The sequence below is a fragment of the Sinomonas sp. P10A9 genome, from assembly GCF_041022165.1.
GTDB classification, from domain to species: domain Bacteria; phylum Actinomycetota; class Actinomycetes; order Actinomycetales; family Micrococcaceae; genus Sinomonas; species Sinomonas puerhi.
In genome coordinates this window covers 456,027-471,748 of the sequence record NZ_CP163302.1, presented here as the reverse complement: position 1 = coordinate 471,748, position 15,722 = coordinate 456,027, and the positions used below count along the sequence as shown (strand labels likewise).

Annotated in this window: 17 protein-coding genes; 8 read left to right on the top strand and 9 right to left on the bottom strand. The window is 68.7% G+C overall.

Going from position 1 to position 15,722, the window contains the following annotated elements:
• Nucleotides 1–10 precede the first annotated feature (10 nt).
• Genes AB5L97_RS02100 through AB5L97_RS02090 form a run of 3 tightly spaced genes read right to left on the bottom strand, consistent with a single transcriptional unit; the run spans nucleotide 11 to nucleotide 2,553 of the window.
• Entirely contained in the window at nucleotides 11–604 is a 594-nt protein-coding gene (locus tag AB5L97_RS02100) for a TetR/AcrR family transcriptional regulator (RefSeq protein WP_369046262.1), read from the bottom strand.
• A gap of 15 nt (nucleotides 605–619) precedes the next feature.
• On the bottom strand, nucleotides 620–946 hold the full coding sequence (locus AB5L97_RS02095) for an EthD family reductase (protein WP_307956982.1): 327 nt from the start codon (nucleotides 944–946) through the stop codon (nucleotides 620–622).
• Nucleotides 947–972: 26 nt separating this feature from the next.
• Entirely contained in the window at nucleotides 973–2,553 is a 1,581-nt protein-coding gene (locus tag AB5L97_RS02090) for an acyl-CoA carboxylase subunit beta (protein WP_307956983.1), read from the bottom strand.
• Nucleotides 2,554–2,673: 120 nt separating this feature from the next.
• Between AB5L97_RS02090 and AB5L97_RS02085 the strand changes: the two genes are divergently transcribed.
• Genes AB5L97_RS02085 through AB5L97_RS02065 form a run of 5 tightly spaced genes read left to right on the top strand, consistent with a single transcriptional unit; the run spans nucleotide 2,674 to nucleotide 7,357 of the window.
• The gene (locus AB5L97_RS02085) at nucleotides 2,674–3,165 is read left to right on the top strand and encodes a MaoC/PaaZ C-terminal domain-containing protein (RefSeq protein ID WP_307956984.1); all 492 of its coding nucleotides are present in this window, start codon (nucleotides 2,674–2,676) and stop codon (nucleotides 3,163–3,165) included.
• Between the two features lie 3 nt (nucleotides 3,166–3,168).
• Nucleotides 3,169–4,323, top strand: coding sequence for an acyl-CoA dehydrogenase family protein (locus AB5L97_RS02080; RefSeq protein WP_307956985.1), 1,155 nt, complete (start codon nucleotides 3,169–3,171; stop codon nucleotides 4,321–4,323).
• Complete coding sequence (locus AB5L97_RS02075) at nucleotides 4,323–5,474, top strand: alkene reductase (protein WP_369046261.1); 1,152 nt, start codon at nucleotides 4,323–4,325, stop codon at nucleotides 5,472–5,474. Before AB5L97_RS02080 ends, AB5L97_RS02075 begins: the two co-directional genes overlap by 1 nt.
• Before the next feature lie 33 nt (nucleotides 5,475–5,507).
• Nucleotides 5,508–6,260 carry an SDR family NAD(P)-dependent oxidoreductase gene (locus tag AB5L97_RS02070; protein ID WP_307956987.1) on the top strand — a complete coding sequence of 251 codons (753 nt, stop codon included), beginning with the start codon at nucleotides 5,508–5,510 and terminating at the stop codon, nucleotides 6,258–6,260.
• The gene (locus AB5L97_RS02065; protein ID WP_369046260.1) at nucleotides 6,260–7,357 is read left to right on the top strand and encodes an MBL fold metallo-hydrolase; all 1,098 of its coding nucleotides are present in this window, start codon (nucleotides 6,260–6,262) and stop codon (nucleotides 7,355–7,357) included. Before AB5L97_RS02070 ends, AB5L97_RS02065 begins: the two co-directional genes overlap by 1 nt.
• 27 nt (nucleotides 7,358–7,384) lie before the next feature.
• Here the strand turns inward: AB5L97_RS02065 and AB5L97_RS02060 are convergent, their stop codons facing one another.
• Nucleotides 7,385–8,053: a haloacid dehalogenase type II gene (locus AB5L97_RS02060; protein WP_307956989.1), complete on the bottom strand. Its 669-nt coding sequence runs from the start codon at nucleotides 8,051–8,053 to the stop codon at nucleotides 7,385–7,387.
• A gap of 150 nt (nucleotides 8,054–8,203) precedes the next feature.
• The gene (locus AB5L97_RS02055) at nucleotides 8,204–8,791 is read right to left on the bottom strand and encodes a TrmH family RNA methyltransferase (protein WP_369047335.1); all 588 of its coding nucleotides are present in this window, start codon (nucleotides 8,789–8,791) and stop codon (nucleotides 8,204–8,206) included.
• 200 nt (nucleotides 8,792–8,991) lie between these two features.
• On the opposite strand from AB5L97_RS02055, the gene AB5L97_RS02050 reads away from it, so the two are divergent.
• The gene (locus AB5L97_RS02050) at nucleotides 8,992–10,371 is read left to right on the top strand and encodes an MFS transporter (protein WP_369046259.1); all 1,380 of its coding nucleotides are present in this window, start codon (nucleotides 8,992–8,994) and stop codon (nucleotides 10,369–10,371) included.
• Between the two features lie 3 nt (nucleotides 10,372–10,374).
• Here AB5L97_RS02050 and AB5L97_RS02045 read toward each other — a convergent pair whose 3' ends face one another.
• From AB5L97_RS02045 to AB5L97_RS02030, 4 genes are all read right to left on the bottom strand, one after another.
• Complete coding sequence (locus AB5L97_RS02045) at nucleotides 10,375–11,475, bottom strand: sulfate/molybdate ABC transporter ATP-binding protein (protein ID WP_369046258.1); 1,101 nt, start codon at nucleotides 11,473–11,475, stop codon at nucleotides 10,375–10,377.
• A complete protein-coding gene (locus AB5L97_RS02040) occupies nucleotides 11,472–12,224 on the bottom strand; it encodes an ABC transporter permease (protein WP_423246817.1) in 753 nt (250 codons plus the stop codon). Before AB5L97_RS02040 ends, AB5L97_RS02045 begins: the two co-directional genes overlap by 4 nt.
• Nucleotides 12,225–12,501: 277 nt before the next feature.
• The gene (gene modA / locus AB5L97_RS02035; protein WP_369046257.1) at nucleotides 12,502–13,323 is read right to left on the bottom strand and encodes a molybdate ABC transporter substrate-binding protein; all 822 of its coding nucleotides are present in this window, start codon (nucleotides 13,321–13,323) and stop codon (nucleotides 12,502–12,504) included.
• Between the two features lie 14 nt (nucleotides 13,324–13,337).
• Nucleotides 13,338–13,745, bottom strand: a complete 408-nt coding sequence (locus AB5L97_RS02030; protein WP_307956993.1) for a TOBE domain-containing protein — start codon at nucleotides 13,743–13,745, stop codon at nucleotides 13,338–13,340.
• A 147-nt stretch (nucleotides 13,746–13,892) separates the two neighbouring features.
• Here AB5L97_RS02030 and AB5L97_RS02025 point away from each other — a divergent pair, with 147 nt between their 5' ends.
• A complete protein-coding gene (locus AB5L97_RS02025; protein WP_369046256.1) occupies nucleotides 13,893–14,693 on the top strand; it encodes an HAD-IIA family hydrolase in 801 nt (266 codons plus the stop codon).
• Nucleotides 14,694–14,808: 115 nt separating this feature from the next.
• Complete coding sequence (locus AB5L97_RS02020) at nucleotides 14,809–15,567, top strand: SDR family NAD(P)-dependent oxidoreductase (RefSeq protein WP_369046255.1); 759 nt, start codon at nucleotides 14,809–14,811, stop codon at nucleotides 15,565–15,567.
• Nucleotides 15,568–15,722 lie beyond the last annotated feature (155 nt).

The following is a 15,722-nucleotide window of genomic DNA, read 5'->3' as shown; positions in this document are numbered from 1 at the left end:
CTATTGATGTTCAATGCTTCGTGATCCCGAGCCCCCGCAGGGCCAGTTCGGCGTAGGCCCGGCCGAGATCGGCGACGCCAATGCGGCCCTCTCCGCGGAACCACCCGGCCACATGGGCCGCGTGCGCGAAGAGGCTGTAGAGGTGGACCCGCGGATCGATGGAATCGGCCTCGACGGCGGCCACGACGGCCTCGACCAGTCCCAGCATGAACTGCTCGTACCCCTCGCGCTTGGCTACCACGACACGACGGCCCGCGTTGGAAAGGGCCCGCAGCTCGGTGTTGCCCACGAAAACCTCGGGGCCGCGCTCGGCATGGAACCGGATGTGCGACTCGACGGCGGCCATCAGACGATCCACCTCGCCGACATGCGCCGCAATGGTCTCGAGAACGTCCCGGTGGAGATCGTCGAGCACCCCGCACATGATGTCCAGGAGCAGGGATTCCTTGGAAGCGATGTGGTAGTAGAGGCTGCCGACCTTGAGGCCCGCGTCCGCGGCAATCTGCCGCAGCGTCGTCGCGTTGTAGCCATGCTCATAGAAGAGCCTCACGGCGGCCCTCCGGATGGCCATCAGGGTGTCCGCCTCGGGGCTAGTGACGCTCATCTTGACAGGTTCCGGCTAGCGATTCTCACCGCGGATGTCGATCTCGACCTCGTCGGCGAGGAACCATTGCATCCGCTCGAGGAACTCATCCTCGTGGGCGAAGACCTCTGCGGCCTCAGGCCCCCCGTAGGCGACCTTGACGTCGGCGACTGTGTCGAACCACAGCTCAGCCATGCCACTGAACGGCCATTGCTTGCGGTGCTCGATCGCGGGGTTCTGGCGGTACCTCCGCAGGCCAGGGAGCCTGCGGACGAGGATGGGGTGCTCCACGTTCCATTTGTGGAGGAACTCCTCCCGGCTGATGCCGGGCTTGGCGTTGAGGACAGCGACAACCTTGATCATGCTCTTCTCCGCTCAGACCAGATGACTCAGACGGGGGTGACGGCCTGGCGGCGCTCGACCGGGACCGCCTTGCGGCGCCCGTACAGATCGAGTCGGCGCGAGAGGTCGTTCCGGAGGTCATTGGCCGGGACGACGGCCTCGACCGCGTTGGCGTTGGCGATCTTGAAGACGTCGATGCCCTCGGCGTACTCGGCGTGCTTCTCCGCGATGAAGGCCCTGCGCTCCTCCGGGTCCTCGATCTCGTGGATCTGGTTGTAGTAGATCCCGTTGACTGCGGCGTCGGGGCCCATGAGGGCAGGGCGCGCCGTGGGGAGCGCGATGACCGCGTCGGGATTCATCGGTGCGCCCGACATAGCCAGGTAGCCGCCGCCGTATGCCTTGCGGACGAGTACGGTGATGCGCGGGACGCGGCACTCGGAGACGGCGAAGATCATCTTCGCCCCGTGCCGGATGATGCCCTGGCGCTCCACCGCAGAGCCGATCATGTAGCCGGCGATGTCCACAAGGAAGATGATCGGGATGTTGTAGGCGTTGCAGATCCAGATGAAGCGCGCGGCCTTGTCCGAGGAGTCGGGGAAGATCGATCCACCCATGTGCTTGGGCTGGTTGCCCACGAGCCCCACGGGGCGGCCGCCGATGCGGGCGAACCCGGTGAGCATCTCGGGGGCGAAGAGCTCCTTGTAGGGGAACCAGGTGCCCTCGTCGACGAGCGACTCGACGAACTCCTCCATGTCGAAGACCTCCGCCTCGCGCAGCGGCACGATCTCCTCGAGGGTGCGGCCCTCGCGCGGCGCGACCGACGGCGCGATGGGCGCGGGCTGCTCCCAGTTAGACGGCAGGAAGGACAGCCAGACTCGGAGGGCCGCGATAGCCTCGGCGTCGTCCTCGACGAGCACATCGCCGAGGCCGGACACGGTGCAGTGCATCTCGGCGCCGCCCATCTCCTCGAGCGTGACCTTCTCACCCGTGACCATCTCGGCCAGACGCGGGGACCCGAGATAGGCGGTCGCGTGGCCGCGGACCATGATCGTGAGGTCGCAGAGAGCCGGGACGTACGCGGATCCGGCGGGCGAGGGGCCGAAGAGGGCGCAGACCTGAGGGACGCGGCCGGAGATCTGGACCTGGTTGTAGAAGATGTTGCCCCACGCGTGGCGGCCGGCGAAGCTCTCGAACTGCTCGTCGATGCGTGCGCCGGCGGAGTCGAAAAGGTAGATGAGGGGGATACCCGCGGCGACGGCCTTGTCCTGCGCGGCGGTGATCTTCTCGAAGGTGCGGTTGCCCCACGTGCCGGCCTTGACGCTGAAGTCGTTGGCGATGACGCAGACTTCGCGGCCATCGACGCGGCCGAAGGCAATGACGACGGCGTCACCGGGCAGCCCGTCCTCGAAGCGGGCCAGGAGTCCGTCCTCGATGTACTCGTTATCGTCGAATAGGAGCGCGAGCCGTTCGCGTACAAGCAGCTTGCCGGACTCGATGATCTTGCGGCGGTTCTTCTCCGGGCCGCCGAGCCTGGCCTGCTCGGTCTTCTCCGCCAAAAGCTCGTGGACGGTCTTGGCCGGCTCCGCGGCGCCGAGATCCGCTGCCGTAGGAATCGTGGACGTGCTCATGTGGGCCTCCGAGGTGAATCCACTGAAAAGAAATTGACTTCACCAGTATACGAACAAGCGCTCGCTAGTCTAGTCTGGATGTCGAGGGCACGTAGCCTTCCTACAGATTCGAGGAGCGACATGCAGGCATTCGATGACGACCTTGCCGCGGTCCGGATGGCCGCCCCGAAAGGCAGGCCGAACCACAAGTGGGACGCGCTCGTGGAGGGCGACCGCGTTGACAGTCCCGGCATCACGGTCACGGAGGCACATCTGGTCCAGTGGGCGGGGCTCACCGGCGACTGGGTCTCGCTCCACCTCGACGAGCAGTACGCCTCCCAGACCCCCTTCGGCCGCCGGATCGGCCACGGGCCGCTCACGCTCTCGGTGGGGCTCGGCCTGCTCACCCAGACCGGCTACTTCTCCAACGTCGCCGCATGGCTCGGGCTCGACGAGGTCCGCGCCGTACAACCCGTGTTCATCGGGGACACGATCCACGTCGAGGCGACCGTGCGGGTGGCCCGCGAGACCAAGAAACCGGACGTGGGCCTGTGGACCCTCGACTACGTGGTGGTCAAGCAGGACGGCAGCACCGTCATGACGTTCACGAGCAGCTTCCTGGTGGGGCGGTAACCCATGACAACCGTGACCCGGCAACCCAAGGCCGCGACCGACGTCGTCCGCGCCGTGATCTCCGAGCACGCCCCAGCGAACCGTGTCCGGGAGTTCGACGAGGCCGAACGCTTCGACCACGAGCTGTTCCATGCGCTCGCCCACGCCGGACTCCTCTCCGGGGCCCTCGACGACTCGGGCAAGCTCAGCCACGCGCACCAGGCCGCAGTCCTGACCGAGCTCGCAGCGGGCCCGACCTCGATGGCCGTGGCGTTCGTGGTGCAGTACATGGCCGTCCAACTCCTCTCTGCCCACGGCACGCCAGCGCAAAAGGACGCGCACCTTGCGCCCCTGCTCGCTGGCGACGTCCACGCCTCCTTCGCGCTCAGCGAGCCCGACGGCGGCACAGACGTCGCGCGCGCCATGAAGACCACCGCGACGCGCCTGCCCGACGGCTCGTACTCGATCTCCGGACGCAAGCGGTGGATCGGCGGGGCCATGGACTGTGGCTACATGCTGCTGCTCGCGCGGACCACCGAAATCGGGACATCGGCGATAGGGGGCATCACGACCTTCATCGTGCCCCGCTCCACGCCCGGCATCGAGACACGCGAGATCGACACCATGGGCATCCGCAGTCTCGCCCAGACGGACATCTTCCTCGACGACGTCCGCGTCCCGGCGGCCAACGTGCTCGGAGAGCCCGACCGCGGCTTCCGCCAGGTGATCGGCACGCTCAACGGCGAGCGTCTCAACGCCGCGGCCGTGGCCCTCGGCATCGCGCGCGGCGCGTTCGACGTCGCGCTCGACTGGGCCAAGTCCCGCGAGGCCTTCGGTCGACCCATCGGCGCGTTCCAGGCCCTCCAGCACTCCCTCGTGGACGCCCGGCTCAAGATCGAGTCCGCCGTGCTGCTCCTCGAGCGCGCTGTGAGGGCAGCCGAGGCCGGGGACCCTAGCGGCGACGTCGACTCAGCGCTCGCGAAGCTTGCCGCCTCCGAGGCAGCGACCTTCACCACCGACGCCGGGATGCGGCTCATGGGCGGCTGGGGCTACGCGCGCGAACTGCCCATGCAGCGGTACTTCCGCGACGCGCGGCTCTACACGTTCGCACCGCTGACCGACGAGATGATCCGCAACTACTTGGGCGAGAAGATGCTCGGCCTGCCGAGGTCGTACTGATGGCCGCCGCGAAAGCTGCGCCCACCCTCGACCGGTTGTTCGAGTCCGCCGTGATTGGCGGCCTCGACGCCCCGAACAGGATTGTGCTCGCGCCCCTGACCCGCAGCAGGGCCACCCAGGACGGCGTGCCCACGCCGCTCATGGCCGAGTACTACCGCCAGCGGTCCGGCGCAGGGCTTGTGGTGTCGGAGGGGACCGTCGTCTCGCCCCAGGGGGCCTCGTACGCTCGCGTTCCGGGGCTGTACACGGCCAGGCAGGTTGAGGCGTGGAAGCCGGTCGTCGCGGCCGCGAAGGGCCGGGGCGCCCTCGTCTACGCACAGCTGTGGCACGTCGGCCGTCAGGCCCACTCCATGGTGCAGCCCGACGGCCTGTCGCCGTGCGCGCCGTCGGCCATCCCGATCATCGGCGACCTGTACCGCTCCCCCGCCGGACGCATCCCATTCGAGGTGCCGCGCGAGCTCACCGAAGCGGGCATCGCCGAGATCGTGGCGCAGTTCGCTGCGGCCGCGCGGAATGCGCTCGATGCGGGGTTCGACGGCGTCGAGCTCCACGGCGCGAACGGCTACCTCATCGACCAGTTCCTCAACGCGAGCTCGAACGGGCGCACCGACCGGTACGGGGGCACCTTCAGCAATCGGGTCCGGTTCCTCGCCGAGATCCTCGATGCGCTCGCAGAGGGCATGCCGATGGACCGCGTGGGGCTGAGGCTCTCGCCGTCGTCCACGTGGATGGACATGCGGGATCCGGATAAGCGCGGGGTGTACTCGGCCGTCGTGCGGCTGGCTTCGGCGCGGGGTCTCGCCTATCTCCACTTCGTCGAGCCCGGGATCGCTGGTTCGGTCGATGTGGAAGGCGACCGAGCCGCCGTCGTACCTACCAGCGATCTCGCGGCGCACTTCGCCGGTCCAGTGATCGTGACCGGCGGGCACACAGCGGAGTCGGCCGCGGCCCGCATCGAGGCCGGGACCGCGGACCTCGTAGGGTTCGGCCGGCTGTTCATCGCCAACCCGGACCTTCCATACCGCTTTCAGGCCGGCGCCGAGCTTGAGCCGCTCCGGCGTGAGGGGCTCTACGGCGGCGGGGAGGCCGGCTACACCGACTACCCACTCCACCCCGACAACCCGCACGCCGTTCCCAGCCTCGCCTCCTGAAGAAACCACGCTGACCACGAAAGGAAGGCCGCCTTGCGCAGTCTCAACGTCCTCATCACCGGTGCCGGCGGCGGAATGTGCCGCGGCATCAACCGACGCCTCGCCGACGCCGGGCACACGCTCCTGTGCGTGGACATCGACGCCGAGCGTGCCGAAGCCGCCGCCGAGGCAGTGCGGTCAGATGGCGGGAAGGCGTTCGCGTTCGCCGCGGACGTCACGACACCCGACGACGTCAAGCGCCTGCGCCGCGACGCCCTCGAGCAGGTCGGGGCCGTCCAGGCCATCGTCAACGCCGCCGGCGTGCTTGACCGCAAGATGCTTCTGGACCACGATGCCGCCTCATTCGCGAAGGTACTCGACATCAACCTCGTAGGCCCGTTCGCCGTGATCCGCGAGTTCGCGCAAGACATGCTCGACGCCGACTTCGGCCGAATCGTCAACATCTCCTCCATCGCGGGTACCACCGGGTACCCCTACCCGAGCTACGCGGCGTCGAAGGCCGGGCTCTCCAACCTCACCCGGTCGCTGCTTATGGACTTCTGGGGCACCGGGATCACCGTCAACTCCGTGTGCCCGGGGGTGGTCGACACCCAGATGGTCATCCAGGAGGTCCGCGACCAGGTGCCGAACAAGGTTCCCACTGGTCGGGTCGTTGAACCCGAGGAGATCGGGGCGCTCATCGCCTTCGTGCTCACCGACGACGCCCGCAGCATCAACGGCGCCGACCTCGTGATCGACGGCGGCGCGACGCAGATCTTCCGGCTCTTCGACCCGCAGCACGCCTGATGGCTGTCGAGGTCACGGGCACAGCCCAGCGTGAAGCGTGGCTCGCGAAGGCATTCCCGCCAGTTGAGCGGCTCGACGACGGGCTCTGGTCCGTCCCGATCCCATTCCCGGGCAACCCCATGCGCTACACGCTGAGCTACGTGCTCGTCGAGGGCGATGAATGCCTCGTCGTAGACCCCGGCTTCGACAGCGACGAGGGCTGGGGGCATCTCACGGCTGGCCTCGGTGCTGCCGGCATCGGCGCCGGGGAGGTCACCTGCATCATCGCGACGCACTTCCACACCGACCATCTCGGCATGGCATGCCGGCTCTCGCGGGTGTCCGGGGCGCCCATCGGGCTCGGTGAGGCGGAGCGCCGGTATTTGTCGGTCTACGAGGACGCGCGCGAGGAGGTCGAGCTGGACCGCGAGCGCATGCGGCGCTGGGGCGTGCCCGAGTCGCGGGTCGCCGAGGGGGCAATGACCGTCAAGGGCCTCGAGCACCTGCGCGGCTTGGCCGACGCGGACTTCCGCCTTGCGTCCGGGGACGCGGTGCCGTTCGGCGCCGCACTGTCGGGCCACGACCCGATCCGCGTCATCGAGACGCCAGGGCACACGCCCGGGCATCTCTGCCTCGAGCTGGCCAACCGCGCGGTGTTCCTCAGCGGCGATCATCTCCTTCCCCGGATCACGCCGAACGTCTCGCTCGAGATCCGAGGCGACCCCGACCCCGTCGGGAGCTACGTTCGCTCTCTCCAGCGCGTCGAGCTGGCCGACCACTACGAGGTCCTTCCTGCCCACGAATACCGGTTCCGGGGGCCCGGCCTCCGGGCGCGGCAGCTGCGCGTGGCGACCGAGGAGCGCTCGCGGCAGGTCCGCGAGGCTGCGTCCGTGCAACGCGACCCTACCGTCTACTCCGTGGCCCGGGACATCTCATGGTCGCGAGGGTTTGATTCCCTGCATCGGCTCCAGTTCCGACTCGCGCTCAGCGAGACCGCAGCCCACCTCCAGCATCTGGCATTGCTCGGTCTCGTGACCGGCATCGATACGGTGGTTCAGCAGCCCACCGGCGTTGAGCACAGTCGAAACGGCCCCGCCGTGCTGGTCGAGTGCACTTGACCTTCAAAGGCGTCCGGCCGTCGACCTTCAGGCAAGCGCGCCGACGAGTTGATCCAGCGATGTGATGGTGATGTCCGGCGCCGTAAAGTAGCGCGGGTACGGGGAGCCGTCCCGGCTCACCCACGCCGTGCGGAGGCCGGCCCGCGCGGCGCCGTGGATGTCCCACGGGTGGACGGCGACGAGCAGCATCTCCTCCGGGCGCTTCCCGCAGGCCTCGGCGGCATACCGGTATGACGCCGGATGCGGCTTCCACGCGGGCGCATCCTCGACCGAGAGCAGCTTCTCGAACGCGTCCAGGATTCCAGCCGCGGTGAAGAGCTTCTCGGCGACTTTGGCGGAGCCGTTGGTGAGCGTCACCAGAGAATGCCCCGCGTCGCGGAGGGAGCGAACGCCGTCGACCACGTCGGGGTGCAGCGGCAGATCCGCGACCGATGAAGCGAGCCGCTGCGCGGCCTGTCCGGGGTCGGCGACTCCGGCGGCGTCGAGCAACGGCGTGAGGAGCTCGATGCCGACCGCCGCAAAGCCGGCCGAATCACCGGTCGCCGCGAGGGCGAAGCCGTCCCGCAGAAGAGAGGCGAACCACTGTTTGGCGAGATATGCGGGGGCCCCGGCGTCGGCGAACCGCTCCCCCATCGGAGACATGTCGGAGAGGGTCTCGTTGACGTCGAAGACGATGATGCTCGGGGTGTTAGCCATGGAGGCGTCCCTTCGTAGGCGCTCAGGGAATGCCAGTGTGTCAGGTGTCCCGGGGGCTGCGGAACCTCTCGCGTCGTGGTCGGCCTCGTAGGAGCTACGCAGCGCACGACGGCGGGATCCGCAACCACGCAGGTCCCTGTCCCGCGCCGCTCAACCACCGGTCGCGTGCTGCCCGAACTCCCACCGCCGCACCCACGCGTGCATCGCGATCGCTGCCGCCGACGCCGCATTGATGGACCGGGTCGAACCGAACTGCTCGATCGAGAGCGTCGCCTCTGCCGCCGCATGCACCTCCGGCGTGAGCCCCGGCCCCTCCTGACCGAACACGAGCACGCATCGCCGCGGAAGCTCATAGGTCTCGAGCGGCACCGAGTCGGGGAAGATGTCCACCCCGAGGATCGGCAGGTCTTCGGACCGCGCCCATTCGACGAAGTCCTCGACCGTGGGATGGTGCCGGACGTGCTGGTAGCGGTCGGTGACCATCGCGCCGCGGCGGTTCCATCGCCGTCGTCCGATGATGTGCACCTCCTTGGCGAGGAACGCGTTGGCGGTGCGCACCACGGTGCCGATGTTGAGATCGTGCTGCCAGTTCTCGATCGCCACGTGGAACTCGTGCCGCCGCGAGTCGAGCTCCGCGACGATCGCCTCATGCGTCCAGTACCGGTACTTGTCCAGGACGTTGCGGCGGTCTCCGTGCGCGAGCAGCTCGGGGTCCCAGCGCTCGCCCTCGGGCCACATGCCCTTCCACGGTCCGACTCCCACCACGTGTTCCCGCTCGCCATCCGCGCGCACGACGGCGGCGTCCTCCTCGCGCTGTTCAGTCACCGGACAAGCGTAGTCGTGGCGGCCCCTGACACCCATGGAGGTTTGTCAACAATTTTGTTCCAACCTAGGCTCGTCCTCGTCCCATCACTGTCGACATCCGCGAAAGGGCTTCAATGCAGAATCCCAACGTCGTGAGCCGTCTCAACCGACTGCCCATCTCTCGCTTCCACAAGATCACCCTCTTAGCCGTCTCCTTCGCCTACTTCTTCGAGTTCGCGGACACCAACACCTTCGCCACCACGGCACCGAAGCTCATCAAGCTCTGGGGCGTCACGGTGGACCAGATCGCCTACGTGACCTCCCTGTCCTTCGTCGGCATGTTCCTCGGATCCCTCGCGGCGGGCTGGATCGCCGACCGCTGGGGCCGCAAGAAGGCACTGACGTGGACGACCGTCTGGTTCGCGGTCTTCTCCCTCACGTCAGTCTTCTCCTGGGACGTCGTGTCCCTCGGGTTCTTCCGGGTCCTGACCTCCGCAGGCCTCTCGGCGATGACCGTGGTGGCCGTCATCTATGTGAGCGAACTGTTCCCCGCGGCCGTCCGGGGCAAGTACCAGGCCTACGCGATCGTGATCGGCATCTGCGGCACTCCGGTCACCAATCTCATTGCGAGCGCCGTCGTCCCGCTCTCCGACTGGTCGTGGCGACTGGTCTACCTGTGGGGCGCCATGGGACTGTTCTTCGTCCTGTTCATCCGGCACCTCAAGGAATCACCCCGCTGGTACGAGAGCATGGGCATGCCCGAGCGCGCCGACGAGGTCCTCCGCGAGATCGAAGACATGGTGTCTGCGGAGAAGGGCCCCCTCCCCGCGCCGGAGGCACCGGTGGCGGTCGCGCCCCAGGCGAAGGCCCACGTCAGGATGCTCCTGCAGAAGAAATACCTCGCGCCGACCCTTCTCCTCTCCCTCCTCTGGGTGACACAGACCATCGGCTTCTTCGGCTATTCAAGCTGGGCTCCGACACTGCTCTCCAAGCAGGGCTTCAGCGTTGAGAGCTCGATCTTCTACGTGGCCCTCACCACGGTGGGGGCTCCCCTCGGATCCTTCATCGCCGCCCTCGTCTCCGACCGCTTCGAGCGGAAGTGGTCCCTCGCGGTCTTCGGGACGGCCATCGCGATCAGTGGCCTGCTGTACGGCCTCACGTTCAACCCGATCATGATCGTCGCCTTCGGCTTCCTCGTGAACATGTTCGAGCGCGGCTACACCGCCGTGGCCTACGCCTACTCGCCGGAGCTCTTCGATACCAGGGCCCGTTCACTCGGCACCGGCGTCTCGTACGGCTTGGGCCGGCTCTCCAACGCCATTGGGCCGCTCATCATCGCAGCGCTCTACAACGGCAGCGGATACCAGAGCGTCTTCATCTTCATCGCGGGAACCTGGCTCGTGGGCGCGCTCGCGGTCGCATTCTTCGGCCCCAAGACACGAGTGAGGGCTGCGGCCGCGGTTGAGACCGCCAGCAGTCAAGCGGCCGCCGGGAGCAGCGACGCTCCTCGCTGAGGCCTACGCCGCGTACACCGACACTGCCGCCGCCTTCGCCATGAGCACGACGGCGACGTCCGGGCCCAGATCGAGTTCGGCGGCGGCAGCGGGGGTCAGGTCCGCGACGATCACGTGGCTGCCCGCATCGCAGTGAACCCGCACCTGGGCACCCCGCGGCTCGAGCTCGCGGACCGCAGCGGCCCACGCGTTCCGCGGCGATCCGTGCGGGGCGCTCTCGGGCCGGAACACGGAGACATCCGCCGGGCGGAAAACGGCGATCGCCTCCTCGCCCGCGGCAGGGGTGTCGGCACCGTCCGGGACCGTGCCCGACACCTCGCCGAGGCCGACGACGCGAAGGTGGCCGGGCGGCGTCGTGCGCGCGGTTGGACCCCAGACGACGGCGCGCCCGCGGAGGAAGTTGAGCCCGGCGAGCCCCGCAGCGAACGGGCTTCGGGGGCGTTCGAGCAGCTCGGCCGTCGGGCCGGACTCAGCGACCCGGCCGCCCTCGAGCACCACGACCCGATCGGCCAGCAGATGCGCATCGAGCGGCTCATGCGTCACGACGAGCGCGGTCCGGCCCGTGAGGACCCGGCGCAGGAGCCGACGCAGGGCCGGGGCGGCGGCGACGTCGAGCGCGGCGAATGGCTCGTCGAGCAGCAGGACGCGTGGCTCGGCTGCGAGCGCCCGGGCGATCGCGACCCGCTGCGCCTGACCGCCCGAGAGCTGGGCGGGCCGACGGGAGGCGAGGTCCGCGGCGTCGACCTCGCCGAGCCAGTACTCGGCGGCGGTCCGTGCTGTCGCGCGGGAGGCGCCCGCCGCGCGGGGCGCGAAGGCCACGTTCTCGAGCACGCTCAGGTGCGGGAACAGCAGCGGCTCCTGCGCGAGCAGCGCGACCCCCCGCCGGTGGGGCGGGATCCAGGTGCTGCGGGCGTCGGCGAGGACTCGACCGTCCAGCGCCACGCGCCCCGAGTCGGGCCGCAGGAGCCCGGCGCACAGGCCGAAGAGCGTCGACTTCCCGGCGCCGTTGGGCCCCATCACCGCCACCGTCTCGCCCTCTGCCACGCCGACCGCGAGGTGCACACCGCGGGCGGCCAGGCCGGCGTCGACCGTCAGGAAGCTCACCGCAGTCCCCCCGCCCGTCGGCCGTAGGCGAGGCCCACGACGGCGGCCGCGACCGCGACGAGCACCAAGGCCAGTGCCACGGCGGCGTCCGGGTCGGTCTCGCGCTGCAGGTACACCTCGAGGGGAAGCGTCCGCGTGACGCCCTGGAGGCTGCCCGCGAACGTCAATGTCGCGCCGAACTCGCCGAGGCTGCGCGCGAACGCGAGGACGAGTCCGGACGCGAGGCCCGGGAGCACGAGCGGCAGGGTGACGCGGCGAAACGTATGGGTGGGGGTCGCTCCGAGCGTCGCGGCGACGGCCTCGTACCGCCCGCCCGCCGTGCGCAGCGCGCCCTCGAGTGAGACAACGAGGAACGGCAGCGACACGAAGGCCTGCGCCATCACCACCGCCGTGGTGGTGAAGGCAATCTGGACGCCGGCCACGTCCAACCAGCGGCCTACGAGGCCCAGGCGCCCGAACGTGTAGAGGAGCGCGAGGCCGCCGACCACGGGCGGCAGGACGAGCGGCAGGAGTACAAGCGCTCGCAGCCAACGCAGCCCCGGCACGTTGCCTCGCGCGAGGGCCATGGCCATCGGCACGCCTAAGACAAGGACGACGACGGTGCTCGCCACCGCGGTTTCGAGGCTCAGCCGGAGAGCGGCGAGTGAGGATCCCGAGGTGACGAGCAAAACGAAGTGGGCCCAGTCCACGCGGGCCAGGATTCCCACGAGCGGTACAACGACGAAGAGCGCGCCCACCGTCGCAGGCACCCAGATCCACCCCGGGAGACCCGTGAACCCACGGGACCTGACCCCAGATCGCTGAAAGGTGACCCCGCGTCCTAATCCGGACCCGGGGTCACCTCCCAACAATGCGGGGTCAGGTCCCGACGTTGCGGGGTCAGGTCCCGACGGTGCGGGGTCAGGTCCCAACGTTGCGGGGTCACCTCCCAACGATGCGGGGTCACCTCCCAACGTTGCGGGGTCACCTCCCAACGATGCGGGGTCACCTCCCAACGATGCGGGGTCAGCTCCCTGCGTCGCGGGGTCAGGGGGCGCCGAATCCGGCATCCGCGAGCACCTTCCGTCCCTCGGGGCTGGAGACATAGGCAACGAACGCGCGGGCGGGGTCCTTGTCCTTCGAGTCGCGCAGCACGGCGATCGGATAGTGGTTCACGGCCGCCGAGGCCTCGGGGAACGGCACCGAGTCGACCTTCCCGGAGGCACCCTTGACGTCCGTGACGTACACCAGGCCAGCGTCGGCCTCGCCGGAGATGACCTTGCCGAGCACGTCCGTCACGTTGGACTCCTCGGACACCGGCTTCAAGGTCACACCGGCCCCGTTGCCTGCCGCCTTCGCCGCCGCCTGCGCCGCAGACCCGCACGGCACCTGCGCCGCGCACTCCACGAGCTTCACGCCGGGCTTAGTGAGGTCCGCAAGAGCGGCGATCCCGGATGGGTTGCCCGGCCGGACGGCGATGGTGAGCACATTGGTCGCGAAGTCATTGGCCTCGCCGTCGGCGAGCCCGGGTCCGGTGACCTTGTCCATGTTCTTGGTGTCCGCCGAAGCGAACACGTCGGCCGGGGCCCCCTGGGCGATCTGCGCCGCAAGGTCCGAGGACCCCGCGAAGCTGAACGCCACGGTCGTCCCGGAGTGCGCGGCCTCGAACTGCTTCCCCAGGAGCGTGAACGTCTGCTTGAGGGATGCGGCGGCGAACACGGTGATGGTGTGCCGTCCCGTGCTGACGGCGGACGACGACGCGGCCGCACCACCCGCCGTCGTGCTTCCGCACGCAGTGAGCAGCCCCGCGGAGAGCAAGACGAGCAGGGCCGCGAGCGCGCCGAGGCGCGCCCTCACAGGGCCCGTCATCACAGGGCACGTCATCACAGAGCACGCCCTGAGGCCGTCTCGACGATCACGGTCGTTGCCTTGACGACGGCGGTCGCGACGGACCCAGGCTCAAGTCCGAGCTCGCGCACGGCCTCGGAGCTCATGAGGGACACGATGCGGTGCGGCCCGCACTGCATCTCGACCTGCGCCATGACCTTGTCCACGGTCACCTCGGTCACGAGCCCGGTGAACTGGTTCCGCGCCGATCGGGCGACCCCCGAGGAATCCGGCGTCGCCGCCGCGATGCCGCGGGCGTGCGCGGCGAGCTCCGCGCCGTCAACGGCAGCGCGACCAGAGTCGTCCTTGTGGGCAGTGAGGGTGCCCGCGTCGACCCAGCGGCGGACCGTGTCGTCGGAGACGCCGGTGAGGCGGGCTGCGTCGGAGATGCGGATGAGGCCCATCGTCTGAGTATAGTTCCGCGATTGCGGTTCGATCCAGCAAAATGCTCCGCAGATGCGGAAACATAGCCCAGACTTAAGGCGGGATGGAAGACTGAGGGTGCGTCCGCCGTCGTGCGCGTCCCCTCACCTCCCGATCAGGAGCCGTCCATGAGTGAAATGAACGTCACGTACCGCAGCGGCGAGGACATCGAGTGCTGGCTAACCGATATGGACGGCGTGCTCGTCCATGAGAACCACGCGATCCCGGGCGCCGCGGAGCTCATCCAGCGCTGGGTCGACACGTCCCGGCGCTTCCTCGTCCTGACGAACAACTCGATCTACACCCCGCGCGACCTCGCCGCGCGCCTCCAGACCTCGGGCCTGTCCATTCCGGAGGAGAACATCTGGACGTCGGCGCTGGCTACCGCGGTATTCCTCAAGGACCAGATGCCGGGCGCGCGTATCTACGTGATCGGCGAGGCGGGGCTCACGACGGCGCTCCACGAGGCCGGAATGATCCTCACCGACCAGGACCCGGACTACGTGGTGCTCGGCGAGACGCGCACGTACTCGTTCAACGCGATCACCACGGCGATCCGCCTCATCCTCGACGGGGCCCGCTTCATCGCGACCAACCCGGACGCGACCGGCCCCTCGCGCGACGGCGTCCTGCCTGCCACGGGGGCGATAGCAGCTCTCATCACGAAGGCCACCGGCCGCGAGCCGTACACGGTGGGCAAGCCGAATCCCATGATGTTCCGCTCCGCAATGAACCAGATCGACGCGCATTCCGAGACGACGGCGATGATCGGCGACCGCATGGACACTGACATCATCGCGGGCATGGAGGCCGGGCTGCACACCGTCCTCGTGCTCTCGGGCATCACGCGGGAGGAAGACATTTCCGCGTTCCCGTTCCGGCCCAACCAGGTACTCGGCTCGGTCGCGGAGCTGTTGACGCAGCTGTGAGTCTGGTGGATCACGGAGGCGTGTCGCCAACGAGACTCCGGTCCGGGAAATATCGATCCTTCAACCTTTGCTGAAGCAGACAGAGACTGATCCAGCGATAGCAGAGGAGATCGACATGGCACAGTTCACCGGCAAGGTAGCTCTCGTGACGGGTGGGGGCTCGGGCCTCGGCGAGGCAATCGGCAAGGAACTCGCGGCGAAGGGCGCGAGCGTTGTCCTGACCGACATCAACCTCGAGGCCGCCCAGCGCGTCGCCCAGGAGATCGCCGACGCGGGCGGCGTCGCCTCCGCGTTCAAGGCCGACACCTCCAAGAAGGAGGACTCCGAGAAGTCGGTCCAGTTCGCCGTCGAGACGTACGGCAAGCTGAACTACGCGGTCAACAATGCGGGGATCGGCGGCAAGGCCGCCCCCGCGGGCGAGACGGACCTCGACGACTGGGACCGGGTCATCGGCATCAACCTCAACGGCGTGCTCTACGGGATGCGCTACCAGATCCCCGAGATGCTCAAGGCCGGCGCCGAAGGCAGCTCGATCGTGAACATGGCCTCGATCCACGGCACCGTCGCGGCCATCGGCAGCGGCGCCTACACGGCCGCGAAGCACGGGGTTGTGGGCATCACGAAGAACGCCGCCGCCGAGTACGGGCCGCAGGGACTGCGCATCAATTCGGTGGGCCCCGGCTACATCCATACCCCGCTCCTGGACAACAGCCTCTCCCCTGAGGTCGTGGAGGCCCTCAAGGGCAAGCATGTCCTCGGACGCCTCGGCAGGCCTGAGGAGGTCGCTCATCTCGTGACGTTCCTGCTCTCCGACGAGGCGTCCTTCATCACGGGCGGCTACTACCTCGTGGACGGCGGGTACACGACCGTGTGACGCTGGGACGGGAATGCGGCGAACGACGGAGGCCGGTCACCTGTGGGTGGCCGGCCGCCGTCCTGCGCGGGTCAGCTCACGCCTCCCTGCCCCGCGGATCCGGCGAGGAACGCCCAGCCAGCAGGTACTCGGCTCGGTCGCGGAACTGCTCAAAC